The following is a 19,666-nucleotide window of genomic DNA, read 5'->3' as shown; positions in this document are numbered from 1 at the left end:
GAGGACGTCCATGAGCGATGCTTGCGAGCGAATCACAGACATCATGCGCCAGGGGGAATTGGACACAGCCTCGCGAAGCGAGTCGATCGCATGAACGGCGACGATCCGTCGCCCGGCCTGGAGGACACCGGGGTTTCCCTGCTGCGGCCCTACCTGCTGACCGCGGGCAGGGCCCAGCCCGTCGACCACACGCTGGAAATCGAGGCGCAGGTGCTGACCAGCAGGCTCGGCGCCGCCTCGCATCCCAAACTCACCTTCGAACGGCGCGAGATCGTCTCGCTGTGCCGCAAGACGATGTCGGTCGCGGAGATCGCGGCGCTGCTCGGCCTGCACATCGGGGTGGCGCGGGTGCTGGTGGCCGATCTCGCCGCGCTCGGCTACGTCGTCGTCCGAAGACCGGGCAACCACGTCTCCCACGATCTCGGAATGATCGAAAGGATCATTAGTGGACTCAACGCCATACGCTGACCCCGCGGGCGCCACCGCCCGCCCACCCGCCCCGGTGAAGATCGTCATCGCGGGCGGCTTCGGGGTCGGCAAGACGACGGCCGTGTCCGCCATCTCGGAGATCAAGCCGCTGACCACCGAGGCCGCGATCACCTCGGTCGCCACCGGCGTCGACCGGACCGGGCACGTCCCGGCCAAGACCACGACCACCGTCGCGCTCGACTTCGGCTGCATCACCATCGACGAAGAGATCAAGCTGTACCTGTTCGGCACCCCCGGCCAGGACCGCTTCGGCTTCATGTGGCAGGACATCGTCAACGGGGCGCTCGGCGCGCTCGTCATCGTCGACACCCGGCGCATGGACGACTGCTACCCGGCCGTCGACTACTTCGAGAAGGCCGGGCTGCCGTTCGTCGTCGCCGTCAACATGTTCGACGGCTCCCTCGCGCACCAGCTCGACGACATCCGCTGGGCACTCGCCGTCGGCGAGGACGTCCCGATCATCACGTTCGACGCCCGGCAGAAGCTGTCCGTCCGCGACGCACTGCTCGCCGTCCTGCACAACACGTTCAACCGGGCGCGCGCCGCGGCGGGTGCCCCGTAGGCCGCTCCTGGTGTACCGCTACACTGGGCGACGGACCCCGCGCGGCGTCCACCCTGTGAACCTCCCCAGGGCCGGAAGGCAGCAAGGATAAGCAGGCTCTGGCGGGTGTGCGGGGTCCCCTATACTCGTCGCTTCGCGACTTCGCTGAGGCCGCCCACCCGGGTGTCTACCCGGGGGGCCGACCCCCCGGACCCCCACGGTGCGGCAACTCCCGACCCAGCGTGGTCCCGGCCTGGCGGCCTCGGGCCTGGCGGCCCTGGCCTTCCTTTTGCCGTAGTCCGTGAATGCCACATTGAGGGAATCAGAGTCCCTCAATGTGGCATTGACGGACTATAGAGGGCCAGGATGCGGCGTAGGGCCTGGTGCAGGGCCTCTTGGGGGGTGTCCGGGCGGGTGGGGGAGCGCCAGGCTACGAAGCCGTCGGGGCGGATCAGGGTGGCGCCGGTGCGGGTCAGGCCGTAGGCGGTGGTGAAGCGGTCTTCGGGATCCTGCAGGTCGGTGCCGATGTGGTGGATGTGCAGGTCGAGGGTGAGGTCGTCCGACACTGTCTTGGCCGCGGGGATCCATTGCCCGCCATCTGGGGCTGCGAGCAGGGTGAAGGCGTTGGTGAAGAGGTCTATTGTGGACAGTTCGGTGTCGCCTTGGGTGAGGCGGACGTGGGGTGCGCGCAGGCCGGGGTGGCCGGTGAAGGTGCTGGGGTTCGCGACTGGAGTGAGGGAAGTGTCCGGAGTGGACGGTTCGGTCAGGATGGCTGGTGAGGTGTAGCGGTAGCCGAAGGTCACGGCGAGGTCCTCGGCGGCCGAGACCTCCTCGGTGGTTCCCTGGTAGCGGAGGTTCAACAGCCGGATCGACTGCTCCAGCGTGACCCTGGCGACCGGGCGGCGTTCCTGCTCGTAGGTGTCCAGCAGCGCCTCGTCCGCCTGGCCGTTGAGCACCGCGGCGAGTTTCCAGGCCAGGTTGTGCGCGTCGGCGATCCCGGTGCTGGCGCCGTAGGAACCCGCGGGCGGCATGACGTGGGCCGCGTCGCCGGCGAAGAACACCCGGCCGTCGCGGAATCGCTGGGCGATCCAGGCGCCGCTGGTGCTGTGCGAGACCTTCTGGCGCCATCCGGGCACCGGCGGTACCAGCCTGACGTCGAGATCCGGCTTCCCGACCGCGGTGCGGACCAGCTCGACGCAGCGTTCTTCGGTGAAATCGTCCGGGTTTTCCCCCTTCGCCGGGTCGTACGGCATCCCCAGCATCCAGCGCCCGAGCTGGCGCATCGGTACGAGCACCGTGCCGGTCCTCGGCTGGTCGAGGTAGGCGAGCAGGAACCGGCGCCCTCGCAGTGCCTCGGTGAGGTCGGCCTCGAAGAGGCAATACAGGACGTGACCTCGTGGGGAGAGTTCGTCCGCGCCGACACCGAGTCGTTCGCGGATGCCGGCGCGGTTGCCGTCGGCGGCGACCAGGTAATCGGCGCGGATCGAGTATTCGACGCCGTCCTTGCGTACTACGGCCATGACCCCATCGGTGCCGGAGTCGAGCGAGATCAGTTCGGTGCCGAAGCGCACGTCGGCGCCGCTGCGTTCGGCGTGGATGCGCAGGACGTCCTCCAGATCGTCCTGGTCGACCAGTCCCCAGTCCGCAGGGCTGAGTTCCGCCGGCGGCCGGAGCTGGTCGAGCACCTCCACGCGGAAGCGTTCTTCACCCGTCAGGGTGGCCGCGCCGATCATCCCCGGCAGGTCGGCCAGGATCGACGTGCGGGCGCGGATGTCCTCCTCCAAGCCGAGTGCGCGGTAGATCTCCATCGTGCGAGGGTTGAACGCCCGCGCCTGCGGCATGATCGCCGTCGACGGATGCCGCTCGACCAGGATCGGGCGGATTCCTTGTCTCGCAAGGAAAAGTGCAGTGGACAGGCCGGTGGTGCCGCCGCCGGCGACGAGGACGGCGGTCTGCTGTGGTTCGCTCATGTCTCCATAATCAAGTGACTGCATCACTGTGTCAATCGTTTGTTTGATTGAGTGGTTCGTATAGTTGATAGTGCCAAGTGCAGGTATAGTCCCGGGCGTGTCCCCTTCGAAGGCCCGCAGGTCACCCAAGCCACAGGAACGGCAGCGCGATCCGGAACGCACCAGGAAACTCCTCCTGGACGCGGCGGCGGCCGAGTTCGCCCGGCACGGGTTCGCGGGCGCGCGGATCAGCGCGATCGCGGCACGCGCCGGGGTCAACCAGCAGCTGATCTCGTACTACTTCGACGGCAAGGAAGGCCTCTACCAGGCGCTTTCGGACAGCTGGTGGCAGTACGAGAACGAGCTGGTGACCTCGGACATGAAGCCGTCCGAAGGGATTCGTCAGTACGCGCTGGAGGCGCTGAAGAACCCGGACGGGGTCCGGTTGTTCGCGTGGGGCGGCCTGGAGTACAGCGGCCCGCAGGACGACCCCGACCAGGTGCGGCGCGCGGAGCGGATGCGGCGCAGCGTCGACGGGATCCGCGCCCTGCAGGAGTCCGGGCAGCTGCCCGCCGAGGTGGACCCGGCCTGCCTGATGATCATGCTCATGGCCGGGGCGATGGCGACCACCACACTGCCGCACGTCATCGAGGGTGTCTGCGAGGTCGATCCCCGGTCACCCGAGTTCATCCGCCATTACGCCGATCAGGTCGCCATCGTGACCCGGCTCCTGGGTCTCGACCCCGCATAGCGGTACTCCTCGGGACAGCGTTACGAGCGGTGGGCGGTTTCCGCCAGGGAATCGGCAGCGCGCCCGGCGCGCTTGAATTCGTCAGGTGTTGCGGGGGTGTGGCTGTAGCTCGCTTTGGTTTTCAGCTTGAGCAGGGTTCTCAGGTGCTTGGTCGCGACTTTGTCGGCCTTTGCCGGCAGGTTGACCGCTTCCTCGTGGTTCTCGCCCTGTGCGTATTCGCCGAGGCCGGCACAGCAGATGACGTCCGAGGCCGCGATGCCGGCGTGGACGCACAGGGTCACTTACGCGTCGGCGATGTCTTCATGGTCGCCGGCGAGATCACGGATCATGTCCGCCGCCGTCAGGAACTGGTCGGCCTTCTGCATCCGGCCGCGCCGGATCGTCGCGTCGCACGGTTTCGTTCGCATCTCAGGTCTTCGTCTCTCGCGATTGCCGGGCAAGCCAGGCGCGACTGCCCAGCACAGTGAGGCCGTCGCGAACCACGTCGCGGAGGACAGGCTCGTCGTGCCCGCGGGAAATCACTTCGCCGGCAGTGAACTCCAGCGGCCGGATGTCGTTGCCGACCCAGCGGGACATATCGGTCACCAAGGCGTCGACCTGTGCTTCCCACTGGTTTTCGTCAGCGTCGTCCGGCCGCACCAGGAGAAGATCTATGTCGCTTTCCGCCGTCATGGACCCCCGCGCGGCCGAGCCGAATATCGCGGCATACACCGGCGGCATCCGCCATGAGCCCAGCCGCTCCTCGATGCGCTTGAGGAGAGCCTTCTGAAGCTGGGCCAGCCCGACGATGTGTTCGGCGGCCAGGTGGTCACGGTTGAGCCGGTACGCGAACGCGTTGCCCACCCGGTCGGCCAGGACAACGCCCTGTTTGGTCAGGCGCCGCAGGACTTTGCGAATGCCTTCCTCGGAGTGGCGGGGCAGAACACGGTGCAACTGCCCGGTGGTGAAGATGGCGTCATGGTTGGCGAGTACGGCGAGGACATCGCCATCGAGTGTGGGAGTGACTGTCGACAGCGGTCGGCCCAGGTCCATCGAGTACCTCCCCCGCTCGTCGAATGTGCCAACTATAGTACAGGTAGCCGGACTATAGGCCAGATAGGCGGCCTATAGTCCGCCTATAAGCGGTAGCTCGCTGGCCTAGAACAGACCGAGGACGTCGTCGGGCGGCGCGGGTGCCTCCGCCGGCGCGTCGTCGAAGATCGGCGTGGCCTTGCCGCGGAGTTTGCGCAGTTCGGCGTCGCTTACGCAGCGCGCGGGGAAGGGCGACGACGCGGTCCGGGCGGCCACCGCGGCGACCGGGAGGTCCACGCGCGAGGCGGCGAACACGAGGTTGCCGAAGCGGCGGCCGCGCAGCACGGCGGGTTCGGCCAGCAGAAGAGCGTGCGGGAAGACCTCGGCCAGCGTCGCGATGAAGCGGCGCGCGAACGGCAGCCCGGGGCCGTCGGTGATGTTCGCGAGGTACGTCCCGGCCGGGCGCAGAACCCGCGCGACGTCGGCGGTGAACTCGACGGTCGCCAGGCCACCGGCCAGTTTCGCGCTCTCGAAGGCGTCGGCGATGATGACGTCGGCGGTCGCGTCGCGGCGGCTGGCGACCCCGGCGCGGCCGTCCGAAACGCGGACGCGCAGGTTCGGCACTTTGAGGCCGAGCTGGGTGCGGACCAGTTCCACCAGCTCGCCGTCCGCGTCGAAGACGTGCTGGCGTGAGCCGGGCCGGGTCGCGGCGACGTAGCGGGGCAGCGTGCACGCGGCGCCACCGGCGTGCAGTGCGTCGAGCGGGCCCGGCGGGAGATGGTCGACGACGTCGGCGATCCGGCGGACGTAATCGAACTCCAGGTTCGTCGGATCATCGAGGTCGACATATGACTGGGCTACGCCGTCCACCGAGAGCAGCCAGGCATTCGCGTTGTCGGCGTCCCGGAGCAGTTCCGCGATGCCGAAGCGGACGGGGTATTCGCCCGGGGTCGGATGGGCCTGCCGGGTGGGCCGGTTGCGGGCTGATCGGGCATGGCTCACCGGGCGAGCCTAGTTGTGTCGTGCCCTACCGGTACCCTCGCGACGTGGCTCTCGCGCTGTACCGCAAGTACCGTCCGGCGACCTTCGCCGAGGTCGTCGGTCAGGAGCATGTGACCGAACCCCTCCGCACCGCGCTCGCCGCGGGTCGCATCAACCACGCGTACCTGTTCTCCGGTCCGCGCGGCTGCGGCAAGACGTCGAGCGCGCGCATCATGGCGCGCTCGCTGAACTGCGCCGAGGGGCCGACACCCGACCCGTGCGGGAAATGCAATTCCTGCAAGGCGCTCGCGCCGGAGGGGCCGGGCAGTGTCGACGTCACCGAGCTCGACGCCGCCAGTCACGGTGGTGTCGACGACGCGCGCGAACTGCGGGACAAGGCCTTCTACGCGCCCGCCGAATCGCGCTATCGCGTGTTCATCATCGACGAGGCGCACATGGTCACCACGCAGGGCTTCAACGCGCTGCTGAAGATCGTGGAAGAGCCGCCGGAACACCTGATCTTCATCTTCGCCACGACCGAGCCGGACAAGGTGCTCACCACCATCCGCTCGCGGACGCACCACTACCCGTTCCGGCTGATTCCGCCGAGTTCGATGCGTGAGCTGCTGGAGCGCAACGTCGCGGACGAGGGCGCACAGGTCGAGTCCGCGGTGTACCCGCTGGTCGTCCGCGCGGGCGGCGGCTCGGCGCGGGACACGCAGTCGGTGCTGGACCAGCTGCTCGCCGGGGCCGGTCCGGATGGCGTCACCTACTCCCGCGCGGTCGCGCTGCTCGGGGTCACCGACGTCGCGCTGATCGACGACATGGTCGACGCGCTGGCCGCGGAGGACGCGGCGACCGTGTTCTCCACGGTGGAGAAGCTCGCCGACGCCGGGCACGATCCACGCCGGTTCGCGACCGACCTGCTCGACAGGCTGCGTGACCTGGTGCTGATGCGTTCGGTGCCGGACGCCGCCTCGCGGGGCCTGGTATCCGCGCCGGACGACGAGCTCAAGCGGATGGACGAGCAGGCGCAGCGCGTCGGACTCGCCACGCTGTCCCGCTACGCCGACATCGTCCACAATGGACTGCTGGAGATGCGCGGCGCGACCTCGCCGCGCATGGTGCTCGAACTGCTGTGCGCGCGGATGCTGCTGCCTTCGGTCACCGACGCGGAAAAGGCGTTGCTGGCCAGGATCGAGCGGCTCGAACGCCGGGGGCCGGTCGCGGGTGGCGGCGGTGAAGCGGGTGCCGAGGCTCCGGCGCGCACCGCGCCGGAGCGCGAGTTCCAGCGTCCTTCCCAGCGCGCGGCCGCACCGGCCCAGCCCGCGGCCCCTGCCCAGCCCGCGGCACCGCAGGCCGTCGCGCCCGCGGCCCCGGCTCGTCCGGCACCGGAGCCCGCTCCCACGCCACAGGCGGCTCCCGCGCCGGAGCGGTCGTTCACCCGTCCCTCGGCGGCGCCCGCCGCCGAGCAGACTCCGCCTGCCCCTGCTCCCGCGAGCGCGCCGCCGTCGCGGCCCGTGGCACAGCCGGAACCGCGCGCGGCCGAACCCGCTGCCGCGCCGGCCGCAGAGTCCGCCGCACCGGCGGAGTCCGGCGGGCTGGACGCCGCTGCCCTGCGCACCGCCTGGCCACAGCTGCTGTCGGCGCTTCGGCAGGTCCCTGGTGGGCGCAGCCTCGAGGCGATGCTGACGCAGGCCACCGTGGTCGGCGTCGAGGGCTTGGTCGTCACGCTGACGCACAAGTCCGAACCGCTCGCCCGGCGGCTGTCCGATCAGGCCAACGCGCAGAAGATCGCCGGGGCACTGAAGACCGTCGTCCCGGGTGAGTGGCAGGTGCGGTGCGTGCACGGCGCCGCCGCGGCGGCCGCACCCGCCCGGCCCGCGGCGCAGCCCGCACAGCAGGCGGCGCCCGCGCCGGAGCGGTCGTTCACGCGCCCATCGGCGGCCGCCGCACCCGCGCCCGCCGAGCAGAGTCGTCCCGCGCCGAGCCGTCCCGCACCGGAGCCTGCCGCGCCGTCGCGGCCGAAGGTGACGACTGCCGAGCCCGACATCCCGCTCCCGCCGGAGCCGATGGAGGACGACGAGGAGCTCTACTCCGAGGACGCGAGCCCGGCGCCGCCCGCTCCGCCACCGCCGCCGGAGGAGGACCCGCACGACATCGCGCACAAGCTGATCTCCGACCACCTCGGGGCGCGGCCGCTGGATCAGCCGAGGTAGGCCTCGATGGCGGCGGCGATCGCCGTGGCGTAGCGCTGACGTCCGTCCGCGCTCGTCATGGCCGCCGCTTCGGTGGCGTCGCGCATGTTCCCGCATTCGACGAGCACGGCCGGGCGGGTCGAGAGGTTCAGGCCCGCCAGATCGTCGCGGGGTGCGAGACCCTCGGCGCCGATGTAGTTCGCGGTGCTGAAACCCTTGTCCCGCAAGGTGTTCCGCATTGTTCGCGCGAGTTTCGCTGCCGGTTCACCCTGCGCGTCATTCAGCGGCGGCGACGAGTACGCCACGTGAAAGCCGTGCGCGCCCGCGGAATTCGAACCGTCGGCGTGGATCGACACGACCGCGTCGGCGTTCGCGTCGTTCCCGGTCGCGGCCCGTTGGTCCACACACGGTCCGGCGCCGGAATCGTCCTGACGCGTGTAGACGACCTTGATTCCCTTGGCGCCCAAGGCAGTGCCGACCCGCTGTGCGACGTCCCAGGTGAACGCGTGCTCGGGGTAGCCCGCGTTCGTCGACGTTCCCGTGGTGTTGCACGGCTTCGTCCTGCCGCGTCCCGCGGGCACAAGGCGGTTGATCTCGGCGAGGTGCGCGGCGCTGCCGCCGTTGTGTCCGGGATCGAGCACCACGACTCGCTCCGGCGGCGCCGATGTCGTCGTGGTCGCCGGTGTGCTGGGCGACGTCTTCGGTGCGGGTGGCGCGGCGACGTCGCCGGTTCCGCAGGCGCCCAGCAGCAGGCACGAGACCAGCAGCGGAGAGGTCACGCGGTGTCGCACGGCGACCACGGTGCCACAGCGGATCCGCTTCGCCGGTCAAGACACCCTGGGCGGCCTCGACCGGGGGACCCGCGGACGCGGCTACCCTGGGAGGACACAGACAGAGAGGATCGTGCGGATCATGGTGCAACCCGGCGGCGGCTTCGACCTGTCGCAGATCATGCAGCAGGCCCAGCAGATGCAGCAGAAGCTGGTCGAAGCGCAGGACGAGCTGGCCAAGACCGAGGTCACCGGTACCTCGGGCGGCGGGCTGGTCACCGCGACCGTGTCCGGCGACGGTCAGCTCAAGACACTGGCGATCGACCCCAAGGTGGTGGACCCGGACGACGTGGAGACGCTGTCGGACCTGGTCGTCGCCGCGGTGCGGGACGCGTCGGCCAGCGCGCAGAAACTCACCGAGCAGAAGCTGGGCCCGCTCGCGGGTGGCCTCGGCGGCGGTGGCGGTATGCCGGACCTCGGCGCCCTCGGCTTCGGCGGCTGACAGCCCGGTGTACGAAGGTGTCGTCCAGGACCTGATCGACGAACTCGGCAGACTGCCGGGGGTCGGGCCCAAGAGCGCGCAGCGCATCGCCTTCCACTTGCTGGCGACCGATCCCGCCGACATCGCGCGGCTGCAGGACGTGCTCGGCAAGGTCAAGGAGGGCGTGCAGTTCTGCGAGATCTGCGGCAACGTCGCCGAGCAGGCGACCTGCCGCATCTGCCGCGACGCGCGACGCGATCTGAGCGTCATCTGTGTCGTGGAGGAGCCCAAGGACGTGCTCGCGGTCGAGCGCACCCGCGAGTTCAAGGGCCGCTATCACGTGCTCGGCGGGGCGCTCGACCCGCTGTCGGGGATCGGGCCGGAGCAGCTGCGTATGCGTGAGCTGCTGGCGCGGATCGGCGAAGCGGACGTCACCGAGGTGATCATCGCGACCGACCCGAACACCGAGGGTGAGGCCACCGCGACGTATCTCGTGCGCATGCTGCGGGACTTCCCCGGCCTGTCGGTCACCCGGCTGGCGTCGGGCCTGCCCATGGGCGGCGACCTCGAATTCGCCGACGAGCTGACCCTGGGCCGCGCTCTCTCCGGCCGCCGCGCGCTCTAGTTTTTGGTCCGCGGGGGGCCTCCTTGAGTGACTTTGGGTCACTCAAGGAGGCCCCCACGGACTTTTCGCGTGCGGGTGGCGCCGGGTCGGGTGTCGCGAACGCGTCGTTCGGGACGCTCAACGTCGCGAACGGAGCGTTCGGGACGCAGCGAGGATGCGGTGAGCTGCTTCCGGCGGTCGGCATGTGCTGAAGGACGCCTTCGATGCGCTCGATGCACTGAAGGCGTCCTTCAGCACGGCTAACGCACTGAAGGCGTCCTTCAGCACCCGGCCGCCACTCACCACGCTGCTCCACGGGCTCCGGCCGAGCCCGGGAGACTCAGAGCCCCTCGATGTGGCATTCACGGCCCCGGAACGCCTTCCCGTCGGAGTTGTCCACAACGGTCCCGGCCATCCACAGATTCGCCGAGCACCCCCTCCGCACACCCCCACGGCGATACGATGGTTGCAGGGGTGCCCCCGGGAGGGTGGGGGTATACCCAGGGGATCCCGAACCCCTCCTCCGTCCACTTCGGACAAAAGCCGACAGCATCGTCGCGGCCGCATGTGGGCCCGCTCCAAAACCGGGAACTCTCAGCAGTAGCCCAGCTGTGCCAGGGTGTTCACGACGATCTCGGACGGGTGGTACTTGTCCATCCAGGATTCGCCGCGCCGGTTCTGGTAGGTGTCCAGGAAGTTCTGCAGCTTGTCGCCGCGCATCTCGGTCAGCACGACCGTCTCGCCGAGGTGCTGCGGCGTCTCGGTGCGCTCGCGGTGCACGGCGCACGGCAGGCCGAGGTAGTAGCACTCGGCCGAAAGGCCACCGGAGTCGGTGACGACGTACTCGGCGCGGGCCACCAGCGGCAGGAACTTCAGGTACCGCATCTTCGGCTGGACGATGAACTGGTCGTCGAAGATGTTCCCGATGCCGAGCGCGCGGATCTTCTCGCGCTCCGGCGCCCCGGCCATGTACAGGATCGGCATTTTGCGGCTCTGCTCGCGCAGGATCTCCAGCGCCTCGCGGTACTTGTCCGGGCGCGACACCAGCTCGAAGCGGTGCAGTGTGGCGAGGCCGAACTTCTCCGGCAGGTTCGGTACGTCCAGCGGCTGCCCGATCGCCAGCCGCATCGCGTCGATCGCGGTGTTGGCTTCGGTGTCGACGACGACGCCGCGGGCGTTGCGCAGGTTGTTCACCTCGCGCGCGCTCGGCGCGAAGTGGATGTCCACGATCTTCGCCGCGATCTTGCGGTTCAGCTCCTCGGGCAGCGGCGACAGGATGCTGCCCGACCGCGCACCCGCCTCGACGTGCCCGACGCGCGACTTCAGGATCCGCTTGCCGATCAGCGAGCCGTACGGCGTGGTGAACGTGTCGCCGTGGACCAGCACCAGCGGCGGACGGCCGTCCTCGGTCAGCGCGGCACGCAGCTCGGCGCGGCGGCTCCACGCGGTGCGCAGCACCTGCGCGGCCCAGCCCGGCACCTGCGCGGGCGACTCGAGGTTGTGCGCCTTGTCCTGCGGCACCAGCCAGACGTCCGGCTCCGGCATGTTCAGATCGGCGAGCACGTCGGCGACCTCGTCCACGTGCTGCGCGGTGAACCAGATCTTCGGCCGCACGCCGCGTTCGGCGATCCCGTGGTAGACCGGCGCGATCTTGATCAGTTCCGCGGTGGTGCCGAGAATGAAGGAAATCACCGTAGGGCCCATTTCTGGTCGGGTGTTGCGGTGCCCGAAGGATACTGGTCCCCCGTTATCGCGTAGCCTCGGCCCGGTGAGTGCCAACACGCTCCTCCCGAGGCTGTCGGTCGTCATCCCGGTCTACAACGAGCAGGACTGGATCGCCGAGAGCGTCGGCGCCCTGATCGCCTCGGCACGGGCCGCGCAGTGGCCGGTCGAGGTCGTCGTGGTGGACGACGGCAGCACCGACGCCACCCCGGAAAGGCTCGACGACCTGCGCGAACGGCATGGCATCACGGTGCTGTCGCAGCCGAACAGCGGCCGCTTCGAGGCCCGCCGCGCGGGCATCGCGAAGGCCTCCGGCGAGCACATCCTGCTGCTCGACAGCCGCGTGATCGTGGACACCGGCTCGCTCACCTTCCTGCGCGACCAGCTCCGCGATCACCCGGACAGGGCGGTCTGGAACGGGCACATCAACGTCGCGTCCGAACACAATCCTTACGCCGGTTTCATGGCGGGCCTGGTCAAGATCCCCTGGCGCCGTTACTGCGCGAACCCGCGGCTGATGTCGTTCGGAATCGAGGAATTCGACGTCTTCCCCAAGGGGACCGGATTCTTTTCCGCGCCGCGCAAGGTCCTCGAAGAGGCATCCGACGCCTTCGTCTCCCTTTTCGACGACGTGCGTTTCGCCAGTGACGACACCGGTGTCCTGCGCTGGATCGCCGAGCGGCACCGCATCCATCTCGCCCCGGAGTTCTCCGCGACCTATCACGGCCGCGACTCCTTCAAGAAGTTCGTCGCGCAGTCGTACTTCCGCGGCACCACGTTCGTCGACTCCTACCTCGCCTCGCCCGGCCCCGCCCGCAATGGCCTCTTCGCCGCGTTCGGTCTCGGACTCCTCGGCCTCGGCGTCGCCGCCAAGCGTCCGAAGACCGCCGTCGCGCTCGCCGCCGCCGGTTCGGCCGCCGCGGGCGCCGCGGTGACCCGGTTCGGCGCGACCAAGGCGGAGGCCCGCGCGGTCGCCCAGCTCACCCCGGTGTTCGCCGCGGGCTTCGGGGCGGGTGCGATCCGTGGCCTGGTGATGGCACTGCGTGCCCGGCTGCGCCGATGAGCACCGTGACCGACAACACCGACAGCACCGGCAACGCGGCAGGCGTCGACGGCAGGGCGCTCGCCAAGGACACCGGGAAGTCCGCCGGAAAAGTCGGCCTCTCCCTGCTGATCGCCATCGGCCTCGGCTACGTCCTGACGCTTGTCATCGGCCGGTTGCTCAGCCCCGCCGACTACGGCGTGTTCAGCTCGTTCTGGGGCCTGCTGATGGGCCTCGGCAGCGCGCTCTCGCCGCTGGAGCAGGAAATCTCCCGCCAGTCCGCGGTGGCGGCGCTGGACGGGAAGAAGGCCGGGAAGTCGTCGATCAGGGCGATGACGATCGGCATGGTCATCGTCACCGCGATCGCTCTGCTCACGCTCGTGCCGATGATCGGCGACAGAGTCTACTCAGGACACACCGAGCTGGCGATCATCGTGCTGTGCGGCGCCATTTCGTTCGCCTGCCAGTTCTCCGCGCGCGGACTGCTGATGGGGCACAACCGGATCAGGTCGTACTCCTGGCTGGTGATCGCCGAGGCGGTCGTCCGCATTGCCGGGCTCGGCGCGGTCGTCGTCGCGGGAATCACCGGGCTGGTGCCGCTCGCCATCGCGGCCGCGCTCGGCTCGTTCGCCTGGCTGGTCTTCGCGCGCCCGGTCACCCAGCTGGTCGACCCGCATCTCGACGGCGAGGCCTGGCGCCCGCTCATCGGCCGGATCGTGCTGCTGCTCATCGGGTCCGGGCTCGCCGCCGCGGTGATCGGCGGCTACCCGACGCTGATCAAGCTCCTGGCGCCCACCCCGGACGAGACGAAGTTCGGGGTGCTGGCCGCCGCGCTGATGGTCGCGCGGGTGCCGCTGCTGCTGCTCTCCCCGTTGCAGGCGCTCGCGGTGCCCACCGCGGTCCGGCTCTCCAGCACCGCCGAGGGCATGCACCGGCTCCGGCGCATGCTCGCCGTCGGCACGTTGGGCACCCTCGTGCTCGCGGCGGTCGGCGCGCTGGTCGGCTTCCTGATCGGCCCGTGGCTCATCAAGCTCCTGTTCGGCGCCAATTTCGTGGCCGAGGCCTGGTGGATGACCGGCCTGGTCTGGGGCACCGTCCTGCTGACCGCGATGCAGCTCATGGCCGCCGTGCTCGTGGCGCGGACCCAGGCCAACAAGGTGCTGCTGACCTGGGCGTCGGTCACCCTGACGACAGCGCTGATCCTGCTGTTCTTCCCCGGCGACGCCATCCTCCGCGCGGTCGTCGGGCTGGGCGCCGGGCCGACCGTCGGCCTGGCCGTCGTGCTCGTGTTCGTCCTGCGCCGACCGGCCAGCGCGAGTGGCGATGAGGCGTCACAGTAATGTGGCCGCGGGTCTGCGCCGTCCGTGGGGACGGCGCGTAACGCTGGTGAAGTTGGGACAGCGAATTCGATGAATGTAGTTCTCGTTCTGCTCGCGTTCTGGCTGCCGGGCTTGGTGTTCGGCGCGGCGATCAGGCTGCGTGGCTGGACACTCGCCGCCGCCGCGCCGCTGCTGACGTTCGGGATCGTCGCGCTCGGCATCCCGGTGCTCGGCGGTCTCGGCATCCGCTGGGACATGCTCGACGTAGCACTGTGGACAGTCGTGCTCTCCGTCGTCGGCTTCGCGCTGGCGTTTGCCGTGAACCGGTTCACCGCACGACGTCATCCGGAATGGGCCGAACAGGACGAGAACAGGCCGAAGCGTTCGCTGCGCGACCACGTCCTGATCGGACTGGGCGTCCTGGCCGGCATGGTCGTCGGCACCATCACCTTCCTGCGCGGCACGCACGCGATCGACCGCGTCCAGCAGGGCTGGGACGCGCCGTTCCACGGCAACCTGGTCCGCTGGATCGCCGAGCACGGTGACGCGCGGCCCTCGACGGTCGGCACGATCGCGAACGTCCCGAACGAGACCCACTACTTCTATCCGGACACCTACCACGCGCTGCTCGCCCTCGTCTTCGGCAAGGGCGGCCTGACGATGATGCCGACGCTGAACCTGGCGGTGCTGGCGGTCATCCTCACCGTGCCGCTGGGCGTCGCGGCGATGTGCAACACCTGGCGCATGCCCGCGATCGGCGTCGCCGCCGCGGCCGCCGTCACGACCTGGTTCACCTCGTTCCCGTACGACTCGCTGTGGCGCGGTCCGCTGTGGCCCTACGTCGCCGGTGTGGCGATGATCCCGGCGATGCTCGCGCTCGCGCGCCTGATCCTCGAACCCCGCGGCATCGCGGGGCCGGTCGCGATCGGCGTCGGCGTCGCGGGCCTGGCCGGGCTGCACACCAGCGTCGTCTTCGTCGTCATCCTGTACTTCCTGCTCATCCTGCTCGCGGTCGTCTTCAAGTTCGAGAAGATCGATTGGCGGCGCTCCGCGGCTTCCCTGATCGCGACAGTCGGGCTGGCCGTCGTGCTCGGCGTGCCCGTCGTGCTGCCCTCGCTGTACAACGTGGGTGGCGTCACGAGCGCGTGGTGGGCCTCCGAGGCCACCGTGACCGGCGGGATCGGGGAGACGATCACCTTCTCGCCGATGGCCGCGTTCCCGCAGTGGTGGATCGGCATCCCGGCGATCATCGGGATCTTCCTGATGGTCAAGCACCGCCGCATGCTGTGGATGGTGGCCGCGTACGTGCTGCTCGGCGGCCTCTTCGCGGCGACGGTGTCGCTGGAGACCAACCTCGTCCACACCCTGACCGGGATCTTCTACAACGACCACTGGCGCATCGCCGCGCTCGTCCCGCTGGCAGGCGCGGTCGCGGTCGGTGAGTTCGTGAACACCGGCGCGGAGAAGTTCGCCGGCTTCGTGGAACGCCGCAAGCCGAACTTCAAGCCCGCGACGGTCGCGATCGTGGCCGCGCTGGTGATCGGCCTGGTCATGGGAGGGCTCAGCAAGGGCGCCTACATCGGGCGCAACTCGTCGGCGCTGGGGCGGAACTACGGCGACGGCCCCACGGTGTCCAAGAAGGAAGAAGAGGCGTACGCCTGGCTCGCCCAGCACGTCGGGCCCGGCGAGAAGGTGATGAACGACCGCAAGGACGGCTCGGTGTGGATGTACGCCCTCGCCGGTGTCACCCCGGTCGAATGGACGTTCTACGGCGCGCCGTTCGAGAGCACGGCCGGATTCCTCACGGTCTACCTCAACGACATCAACAAGAACCCCACGGTGCGTAAGGACCTCGCCGAGGAGAAGGTGCGGTACGTCGTGGTCGGCCGGGGCATGGTGACCCAGGACGCGTCGGACCGGCGCGCGGTCGGCCTGGAGCGGCTGGACAGCACGCCAGGGTTCAAGCGGGTCTTCCACAACGACGACGCCTCGGTCTACGAGATCGAGGGCATGCGCGACGTCGTCGCGGCCGGGGCCGCGCCCGGGTCCGGAACTGCTCACGGCAAGTAAGAAGCTAGAGTGGATCCCGTGTCTGTGACAGCACCGGCGGCCTCCGTGACCAGCCGTCGCGTACTCATCGTGATGCCTGCCCTCAACGAGCAGGCCAGTGTCGGCGCTGTGATCGAGCAGGTGAAGCAGTCCCTGCCGGGCGCCGACCTGCTGGTCGTCGACGACGGATCGGTCGACGACACGGCCAAGCTGGCCAGGGCCGCGGGAGCGGACGTGGCACGACTGGCGGTCAACCTCGGCGTCGGCGGCGCGATGCGCACCGGCTTCCGGTATGCCGCCGCGCGTGGCTACGACGTCGTGGTGCAGGTGGACGCGGACGGCCAGCACGACCCCGAAGAGGTCGCCGCGCTGCTGCGCGGGCTGGACGAGGCCGACATCGTCATCGGCTCGCGGTTCGCGGGCAAGGGGTCGTACAAGGCCAGCGGGCCGCGCAAGTACGCGATGGTCGCGCTGTCGATCGTGTTCTCCCGGCTCGCTCGCCGCAAGCTCACCGACGTCACGTCGGGATTCAAGGCGATGGGCCCGAAGGCGATCAAGCTCTTCGCCGCGTATTACCCCGCCGAGTACCTCGGCGACACCGTGGAATCGCTGGTGCTGGCCATCCGCGCGAAGCTCGTCATCGCCGAGATCCCGGTGATCATGCGGGAACGTGCCGGCGGCACGCCCAGTCACTCGCCCATCAAATCGGCCGTCTACCTGAGCCGGGCCGGTCTCGCGTTGCTGCTGGCGCTGGTGCGCCGCCGCCCCGCGGTCGACTCGTCCGACTCGGCGTAAGAAGGAGGTCACGTCCATGGACGGCTGGCGCGTTCTCAGCATCGTCGTCGCGTGCCTGGTGCTGTTCGTCGTCCTCGAGATGATGCGCAGGCGCAAGCTGCGGGAGAAGTACGCGGGCGTGTGGCTCATCGTCTCCGTCGGCGTCGTCGTGCTCGCGGTCATCCCGCAGGCCGCGGAGTTCCTGGCGAAGATCACCGGCGTCAAGACGCCGTCGAACCTCGTCTTCCTGCTCGCCGGAGTCGTGCTGGCACTGGTCGCGCTGCACCTGTCCACCGAGGTCGGTCACCTGGAAGAGGAGGTCCGTACCTCCGTCGAGGAGATCGCGCTGCTGCGCTGCGAACTCGAGGACACGAAGAAGGAACTCGAGAGCCGGATCGCCGAGCTGGAGGCCAGGACGTCGGCCCCGGACGACGTCAAGGGCCTGCCCGAGGCGGACACCGTCGCCAAGGCGAGTTCGGTACGCGCGCGCTGATCGACGCGGTCCTCGCGGCACCGCCACGGCTCGGGAATGTGCGCCTGCTGGCTGTTGACGGTCCGTCAGGCGCGGGAAAGTCGACATTCGCGCGCTCCATTGTGGCGGATTTCCGGGCACGAGATGTGCCCGTTGTTCTCTTGAGCACCGACGAATTCGCCACCTGGAACGATCCGGTGGCCTGGTGGCCACGGCTCTTCGAAGGCGTTTTAAGGCCCCTCTCCGATGGTTCTCCCGGTGCTTACCGGCGGATGGAATGGCCACCTGAAGGCCCCCGTCTCGGCGCTTCGGTGACCGTTCCGGTACCCGAAGTACTGGTGCTGGAGGGCGTTTCCAGCGGCCGGAGTTCGGTGCGGCCGCTGCTGTCCCACCTGTGCTGGGTCGACGGCGGTGACGAGGCGGCGCGACTGGCCCGCTCGGTCGCCAGGGACGGTCTGGACCACCGCTCTGACCTGCGGCGATGGCAGCTCTTCGAGCGTGGCTGGTTTGCCGTGGACGGTACGCGCGAGGCCGCCGACAGTCACGTGGACTGAACCACGTCCGGGGGAACCCTGATGCGTCCATTTGTGTCATTGGCTGTGCGCTCATTGCAGCAATCGCCCTGAAACCGCTACCTACCGTCAGGATTTACCAACGCATTGCGGTTATTTTGGCTGCTACGTAGCGCGATCGTAACCTCGCGTGCTTAAGTGCGGGGCGAGTTCCCGCTAGTGTCGGCGAACACACCGACCGTCGGCTGAGTTTCTGACCGACCGGACGGTGACTAAACACCGAACATCTCCCAAGGGGTGTCAGATGCAGCAATGGCGGCTGACCCGAACGCGCCGTATTGCCCTGATCGGGCTGGCCGGCGCGGTCGCGGTCTCGTTGTCCGCGTGTGCAACGTCCAAACGAGACGAGGCCGCGGGAGGTGGTTCCGGCGGCACGATGATCTTCGGCAACGCGGGTAACCCGAAGATGCTGGACCCGACGTTCACCGACGAGGGTGAGACCTACCGCATCACCCGGCAGATGCTGGACACGCTGATCCAGAACAAGCCCGGCACCGCCGACCTCGAGCCCTCGCTGGCCGAGAAGTGGGAGCCCAGCAACGACGGCAAGACGTGGACGTTCACCCTCAAGAAGGGCGTCAAGTTCCACGACGGCACGCCCTTCAACGCCAAGGCGGTCTGCTTCAACTTCGACCGCTGGTACAACATGAAGGGCGATCTCGCCCAGAACGCGATGATCTACTACGGCGACGTCTTCGAGGGCTTCGCCAAGAACGAGGGCACCGCGACCGGTGACCCGGTCTACAAGTCCTGTGAGGCCAAGGACGACTCGACCGCGGTCCTCAACCTGAGCAAGGCCAAGGGTGCCTTCCCCGCCGCGTTCACACTGCCCGCGTTCGCGATCCAGAGCCCCGACGCGATCACGAAGCACAACGGCAACCAGGTCACCGGCTCCAGCGGTGCGCCCGTCTTCAGCGAGTACACGTCGAAGTTCGTTTCCGGCACCGGTCCGTTCAAGCTGGAGAGCTGGGACCAGGCCAAGGGTGAGGTCACCCTGGTCAAGGCGACCGACAGCCCGAGCCAGCAGGCCAAACTGGACAAGCTGATCTTCAAGATCATCCCGGACGAGAACGCCCGCAAGCAGGCGCTGAAGGCCGGCGACGTCCAGGGCTACGACTTCCCGGCGCCCGCCGACTACGGCCTGCTGCGCAACGACGGCGAGCAGGTGCTCATCCGCCCGTCGTTCAACCTGCTCTACCTGGGTATCAACCAGTCGGGCAACCCGAAGCTGAAGGACCCGAAGGTCCGCCAGGCCCTGGCGTACGGCATCAACCGCGAGCAGTTCGTCAAGACCAAGCTGGCCGAGGGCTCCGAGGTCGCGACCGAGTTCGTGCCGAAGGTCATCTCCGGCTACACCGACGACGTCAAGAAGTACCCGTACGACAAGGAGCAGGCCAAGAAGCTGCTGCAGGAGGCCGGCGCGACCGACCTCACGCTGAAGTTCTACTACCCGACCGAGGTCACCCGGCCGTACATGCCGAACCCGGCCGACACGTTCACCGCCATCTCCGAGGACCTGAAGGCGATCGGCGTCAAGGTCGAGCCGGTGGCCAAGCCGTGGAACGGTGGCTACAAGGAGGACGTGCAGCAGCTCGGCAAGCAGGACATCCACCTGCTGGGCTGGACCGGCGACTACAACGACGCCGGGAACTTCATCGGCACGTTCTTCGGCCGCAAGAAGAAGGAATTCGGTTTCGACAACGCCGAGCTGTTCAAGACGCTGGCCGACGCCGACGCGGCCCCCGCGGGTGACGCGCACGCCAAGGCGTACCAGCAGGCGAACAAGGCGGTCATGGACTACCTTCCCGCCATCCCGATCGCCTACCCGGCGCCCGCCATCGTGGTCGGCCCGAAGGTGAAGGGCCTGGTGGCCAGCCCGCTGACCGACGAACGTTTCAACACCGTGAGCGTCGGCTGATCCCGACCGCATAGCGAAGGCCA

Annotated in this window: 20 protein-coding genes and 1 other RNA gene; 14 read left to right on the top strand and 7 right to left on the bottom strand. The window is 68.9% G+C overall.

All coding sequences use genetic code 11. From position 1 onward, the window contains the following. The first annotated feature begins 90 nt into the window (after window positions 1–90). The 3 genes from ACFWY9_RS03010 to ffs all read left to right on the top strand — a co-directional run bounded on the left by ACFWY9_RS03010 (window position 91) and on the right by ffs (window position 1,175). Window positions 91–468: a DUF742 domain-containing protein gene (locus ACFWY9_RS03010; protein ID WP_378326898.1), complete on the top strand. Its 378-nt coding sequence runs from the start codon at window positions 91–93 to the stop codon at window positions 466–468. A gap of 34 nt (window positions 469–502) precedes the next feature. Further along, entirely contained in the window at window positions 503–1,051 is a 549-nt protein-coding gene (locus ACFWY9_RS03005; protein WP_378327001.1) for an ATP/GTP-binding protein, read from the top strand. A 29-nt stretch (window positions 1,052–1,080) separates the two neighbouring features. Next, window positions 1,081–1,175: signal recognition particle sRNA small type (gene ffs, locus ACFWY9_RS03000), an RNA gene on the top strand. 187 nt (window positions 1,176–1,362) lie between these two features. Here the strand turns inward: ffs and ACFWY9_RS02995 are convergent. Then, window positions 1,363–3,000, bottom strand: coding sequence for an FAD-dependent monooxygenase (locus ACFWY9_RS02995; RefSeq protein ID WP_378326897.1), 1,638 nt, complete (start codon window positions 2,998–3,000; stop codon window positions 1,363–1,365). A gap of 97 nt (window positions 3,001–3,097) precedes the next feature. Between ACFWY9_RS02995 and ACFWY9_RS02990 the strand changes: the two genes are divergently transcribed. Next, entirely contained in the window at window positions 3,098–3,730 is a 633-nt protein-coding gene (locus ACFWY9_RS02990; protein WP_378326896.1) for a TetR/AcrR family transcriptional regulator, read from the top strand. A 20-nt stretch (window positions 3,731–3,750) separates the two neighbouring features. Here ACFWY9_RS02990 and ACFWY9_RS02985 read toward each other — a convergent pair whose 3' ends face one another. The 4 genes from ACFWY9_RS02985 to ACFWY9_RS02970 all read right to left on the bottom strand — a co-directional run bounded on the left by ACFWY9_RS02985 (window position 3,751) and on the right by ACFWY9_RS02970 (window position 5,743). After that, a complete protein-coding gene (locus ACFWY9_RS02985; RefSeq protein WP_378326895.1) occupies window positions 3,751–4,011 on the bottom strand; it encodes a hypothetical protein in 261 nt (86 codons plus the stop codon). Next, window positions 4,012–4,137, bottom strand: a complete 126-nt coding sequence (locus ACFWY9_RS02980; protein WP_378326894.1) for a hypothetical protein — start codon at window positions 4,135–4,137, stop codon at window positions 4,012–4,014. It lies immediately after the preceding gene. 1 nt (window position 4,138) lies between these two features. After that, window positions 4,139–4,762 carry a nucleotidyltransferase domain-containing protein gene (locus ACFWY9_RS02975; protein ID WP_378326893.1) on the bottom strand — a complete coding sequence of 208 codons (624 nt, stop codon included), beginning with the start codon at window positions 4,760–4,762 and terminating at the stop codon, window positions 4,139–4,141. 105 nt (window positions 4,763–4,867) lie between these two features. After that, window positions 4,868–5,743 (bottom strand): spermidine synthase, encoded by an 876-nt coding sequence (locus ACFWY9_RS02970; protein WP_378326892.1) that lies wholly within the window; start codon window positions 5,741–5,743, stop codon window positions 4,868–4,870. Window positions 5,744–5,787: 44 nt separating this feature from the next. Between ACFWY9_RS02970 and ACFWY9_RS02965 the strand changes: the two genes are divergently transcribed. Further along, on the top strand, window positions 5,788–7,941 hold the full coding sequence (locus ACFWY9_RS02965; protein ID WP_378326891.1) for a DNA polymerase III subunit gamma and tau: 2,154 nt from the start codon (window positions 5,788–5,790) through the stop codon (window positions 7,939–7,941). On the opposite strand, the gene ACFWY9_RS02960 is transcribed toward ACFWY9_RS02965, so the two are convergent. Then, on the bottom strand, window positions 7,929–8,720 hold the full coding sequence (locus tag ACFWY9_RS02960) for an N-acetylmuramoyl-L-alanine amidase (protein ID WP_378326890.1): 792 nt from the start codon (window positions 8,718–8,720) through the stop codon (window positions 7,929–7,931). The two genes, ACFWY9_RS02965 and ACFWY9_RS02960, sit on opposite strands and share 13 nt — an antisense overlap. A 112-nt stretch (window positions 8,721–8,832) precedes the next feature. On the opposite strand from ACFWY9_RS02960, the gene ACFWY9_RS02955 reads away from it, so the two are divergent. Both ACFWY9_RS02955 and recR read left to right on the top strand, forming a co-directional pair. Then, complete coding sequence (locus ACFWY9_RS02955) at window positions 8,833–9,192, top strand: YbaB/EbfC family nucleoid-associated protein (RefSeq protein WP_378326889.1); 360 nt, start codon at window positions 8,833–8,835, stop codon at window positions 9,190–9,192. Between the two features lie 7 nt (window positions 9,193–9,199). Continuing rightward, window positions 9,200–9,796 (top strand): recombination mediator RecR, encoded by a 597-nt coding sequence (gene recR / locus ACFWY9_RS02950; protein ID WP_378326888.1) that lies wholly within the window; start codon window positions 9,200–9,202, stop codon window positions 9,794–9,796. Between the two features lie 573 nt (window positions 9,797–10,369). On the opposite strand, the gene ACFWY9_RS02945 is transcribed toward recR, so the two are convergent. Further along, on the bottom strand, window positions 10,370–11,479 hold the full coding sequence (locus tag ACFWY9_RS02945; RefSeq protein ID WP_378326887.1) for a UDP-N-acetylglucosamine 2-epimerase: 1,110 nt from the start codon (window positions 11,477–11,479) through the stop codon (window positions 10,370–10,372). Between the two features lie 64 nt (window positions 11,480–11,543). Between ACFWY9_RS02945 and ACFWY9_RS02940 the strand changes: the two genes are divergently transcribed. The 7 genes from ACFWY9_RS02940 to ACFWY9_RS02910 all read left to right on the top strand — a co-directional run bounded on the left by ACFWY9_RS02940 (window position 11,544) and on the right by ACFWY9_RS02910 (window position 19,643). After that, window positions 11,544–12,560, top strand: coding sequence for a glycosyltransferase family 2 protein (locus ACFWY9_RS02940; RefSeq protein ID WP_378326886.1), 1,017 nt, complete (start codon window positions 11,544–11,546; stop codon window positions 12,558–12,560). Further along, window positions 12,557–13,879 carry a lipopolysaccharide biosynthesis protein gene (locus ACFWY9_RS02935; RefSeq protein WP_378326885.1) on the top strand — a complete coding sequence of 441 codons (1,323 nt, stop codon included), beginning with the start codon at window positions 12,557–12,559 and terminating at the stop codon, window positions 13,877–13,879. The genes ACFWY9_RS02940 and ACFWY9_RS02935 overlap by 4 nt, the downstream gene beginning before the upstream one ends. A 69-nt stretch (window positions 13,880–13,948) precedes the next feature. Next, the gene (locus ACFWY9_RS02930; RefSeq protein ID WP_378338007.1) at window positions 13,949–15,928 is read left to right on the top strand and encodes a DUF6541 family protein; all 1,980 of its coding nucleotides are present in this window, start codon (window positions 13,949–13,951) and stop codon (window positions 15,926–15,928) included. Window positions 15,929–16,000: 72 nt separating this feature from the next. Next, window positions 16,001–16,702 carry a glycosyltransferase family 2 protein gene (locus ACFWY9_RS02925; protein ID WP_378327000.1) on the top strand — a complete coding sequence of 234 codons (702 nt, stop codon included), beginning with the start codon at window positions 16,001–16,003 and terminating at the stop codon, window positions 16,700–16,702. 16 nt (window positions 16,703–16,718) lie between these two features. After that, window positions 16,719–17,174: a DUF2304 domain-containing protein gene (locus ACFWY9_RS02920; protein WP_378326883.1), complete on the top strand. Its 456-nt coding sequence runs from the start codon at window positions 16,719–16,721 to the stop codon at window positions 17,172–17,174. A gap of 44 nt (window positions 17,175–17,218) precedes the next feature. Further along, window positions 17,219–17,707 (top strand): uridine kinase, encoded by a 489-nt coding sequence (locus ACFWY9_RS02915; RefSeq protein ID WP_378338060.1) that lies wholly within the window; start codon window positions 17,219–17,221, stop codon window positions 17,705–17,707. Window positions 17,708–17,969: 262 nt separating this feature from the next. Beyond that, the gene (locus tag ACFWY9_RS02910; protein ID WP_378326882.1) at window positions 17,970–19,643 is read left to right on the top strand and encodes an ABC transporter substrate-binding protein; all 1,674 of its coding nucleotides are present in this window, start codon (window positions 17,970–17,972) and stop codon (window positions 19,641–19,643) included. Window positions 19,644–19,666: the final 23 nt, after the last annotated feature.

The sequence above is a fragment of the Amycolatopsis sp. NPDC059027 genome (genome assembly GCF_042739735.1).
Lineage (GTDB): Bacteria > Actinomycetota > Actinomycetes > Mycobacteriales > Pseudonocardiaceae > Amycolatopsis.
Note: the sequence above shows the minus strand (reverse complement) of the source record. Positions and strands in the feature narration are given on the sequence as shown.